Raw genomic sequence first — 3080 nt, forward strand, 5'->3', positions numbered from 1 at the left:
ATGATGCGATGAGCCGCAGCTGTCGGATGAATGCCATCCCAGAACAAAAACTGGTCTGGTTTACTACAGGTGCGATCGCCAGACAAACATGGATTGATCACATTGGTAAAGTTAAAGGCTGCCGGATTGGCGATCGCATCTCGATACAGCGCATTAGCATCTAATTGCACAATCTCCAGATCGGAATGCTGTTGACTTAGTACTTTAAGCGATCGCCTTAAGCCTTGATTATGTCCTTGTGTTAATGCACTGAGGTTTACAGAATTCGTACTGTTTTTAGTGGCAGGTAACTGTCCTAAATCTGGTAAATTTGCAACCAGAATCTTTTTAGCACCCACATCAGTTAGAGAGTTAATTGCCGTTGTCACATTTTTAACAGGAATATTTGTACTGCTTGCCCCTTGTAAATAATCATTTGCCCCTGCCCACAGCACATACAAAGCATCTGCATTCGTATGTTGATGTGTCTGCGTAAACGTCTGCACTTGATTTAGCAAGCTTGGTACATAGCTGTTGCCAACACTACCAGTAGTCGATCCTCCATAAGCAAAATTGTGAGTTTGCTTAGAGGAGAGATGGAGGCTTTCGGCAAGATACTCAATCCAAACCCGACCATTCGAGTAACGCCCCTGAAAGTAAGTTGGATTAGGTGGGTACATTCCTCCTGTCGCCCGGAATACCATCCCTGTATCCGAAAGACTATCCCCAAATACGTAAAGTTCTGAGATGGGATAAGTTTTATCCATAATTTTTGCCGCTACAACCATGATAAAAATTAGGAGCGCAAGCCCCGTTCTTAAAAGCCACTTTTTTCTTTGCATTAAACTTTTCTGCAAACCCTAAAGACAATAGTTTTTACAACTGTTAATGATTATTCTTGTGAGTAAAGATTGAGCTTGCAATTAAACACTTCTCTAACTTAACAAGCTACCTTCAAAGCTAGTGAGCAAAACCGGATACTTTCAGGTGTGGATTTTGCCTATTGTCTTAATGCAAGGCTGTTGTGTTTTGTAACATCTCACCAATAAACGTTATCGCCGAGAGTACGACACCAAAACCTTTATGTGGTGGGTTACGCCAAAGGCTAACGCACTGCGTAGGTTTTGCCTAAAAAAGTACTCCGGGGTAGGTTGGGTTGAGGAACGAAACCCAACAAAGTGGAGAAACGCTAATATTTCAAACTCAGAACAGAAATATTATTGCAAAAGATTTAGTGAAGGCTGCTGTTAATGCAGATAAATTACCATCACAAATTTTAAATGACTTTTGACTTCCCCGAAGGGGCTGACCTTTGTCGCAGTTGATCAAAGCTGATTCTAACGAGTAACATCTCTCACCACTGATTCAGGTAATGTGAGGATGTTTTAAAAAGCTTTGGCGATTAGAAATCGCTAAAATACATGAAAATCCGCTTTTAAAACATCCTTTGAATACAGCGAGATTACATCAAGAGGACGGGTATTGATTAAATACCGCAACTGAGTCCTTGCGATCAAAAGAAAGCACAGAAAACGGGTCTTTTCGATTCCCCATCTCCATCCCAGGAGTGCCTACGGGCATTTGAGGAACAGATAAACCAACAACATTTGGCTTTTCTTGAAGCAAACGTTTGATGTCGTCTGCTGGGACGTGTCCTTCGATAACATATCCATTAACAATTGCTGTGTGGCAAGATGACAAGTTATCTGGCACATTGTACTTTTGTTTGACTGTTTCGATGTCACGCGTGGAAAAGTCTGTGATTTGAAAACCTTGTGCCTTTAAGTGGTCAATCCACCCACCACAACAATTACAATCGGGACTGTGATATACAGTGGCATTTAGCGCTGTCGATTTTAATGGTGTCTGTTTATCTTGGATACCCTTAGTGGTACTTACCAGTTGAGCATTACTCATAAAAGCAGTGCTTCCCAAGATGCCCAACACCCCTATTGTTAGACAAATTATTACCACTACACGTACAGCAATACGTATCAAGATGAGAGGTAAGGATTTTTGCCAGCAATAAATAAATTGTTTGTACGACATCTGAGACTTCCTAAGTACAACATTGCATAAATTTGTTGTAACAAATTCTCTTCAAAAAAAGTGACTGAATGTTGCAGATACGTCAAGATCCCAATTATCAGCCCCCCCTGCCTGCCTCCCGCCCTCTTGTTAACTCTTGTAGTTTGATTTATTCTCACCGACTTATTTACTGAGAAAGCATTCAAGCATTTTGAGAAAGTCAAATGTCATTTTACTTGCGGAAAACACCAAAATGAGTAAGTAAACTGGGGTTTGAGAAAGTCAAATGTCATTTTGCTTGCGGAAAACACTAAAATGAGTAAGCAAACTGGGGTTTGAGAAAGTCAAATGTCATTTTGTTTGCGGAAAACACTAAAATGAGTAAGCAAACTGGGGTTTGAGAAAGTCAAATGTCATTTTGCTTGCGGAAAACACTAAAATGAGTAAGTAAAATGGCATTTTGAGAAAGCATTTAAGCATTTTGAGAAAGCATTTAAGTATTTTGAGAAAGTAAATAGGCATTTTGATAAAGCAATTAGGCTTTTTGATAAAGTAATCAGCAAATATACCTGACAATTAAAAACTCACGATTGCACATAGCTCAATACGCTTGGCTTTGTGAAAAATTGCTTTGTTGAGTTAAGCAAAGCGCAACCCAACAAAGCCCCGGAAATGTTGGGTTTCTCAACCCAACCTACACAGTTTAAGGTTTTAGCGTTAACTGAACTGTATTGGCACATAGCTTGCTTCCCGTTTGCCTTGCCGTCCCGTAGGGAAGGGTACAAACCCGATGCTTAGATATTCATTCTGCAATTGTGAAATTTTATATGACATTTAGGATTGTTCGTGAAGCAACGCGTGAGCCAGATGGCTCAATTCCAGTTTTGTCCAACTCCACAACTTGACCGCGACCAATTCTGTTCATTAAGTCTGCTGCATCATCAACAGGGCAGGGCTATTTCGTTCTAGACAGAAACCGCCCAGAACTGAAGTTCACAGGCTTTTAGCTAAAGTCCGTTAAAACGGACTATAACCTTTTCTCAGTCGTCTTTAGACGACTTTCGCTATTAGAC

2 protein-coding genes are annotated in these 3080 nt (G+C 40.5%); both read right to left on the reverse strand.

Translation table 11 applies throughout. From position 1 onward, the window contains the following. A partial coding sequence (locus LC574_RS33385; protein WP_229457871.1) for an SGNH/GDSL hydrolase family protein occupies positions 1-767 on the reverse strand: 767 nt, incomplete at its 3' end. 679 nt (positions 768-1446) lie between these two features. Then, positions 1447-2028, reverse strand: a complete 582-nt coding sequence (locus tag LC574_RS33390) for a DUF411 domain-containing protein (RefSeq protein ID WP_229457872.1) — start codon at positions 2026-2028, stop codon at positions 1447-1449. Positions 2029-3080 lie beyond the last annotated feature (1052 nt).

The sequence above is a fragment of the Nostoc sp. CHAB 5715 genome, from assembly GCF_020829685.1.
Classification (GTDB): domain Bacteria; phylum Cyanobacteriota; class Cyanobacteriia; order Cyanobacteriales; family Nostocaceae; genus Nostoc.

What these genes read in the sequence shown, in the direction of transcription:
- LC574_RS33390 (WP_229457872.1), bottom strand. Translation starts at nt 2,028, where the DNA reads ATGTCGTACAAACAATTTATTTATTGCTGGCAAAAATCCTTACCTCTC.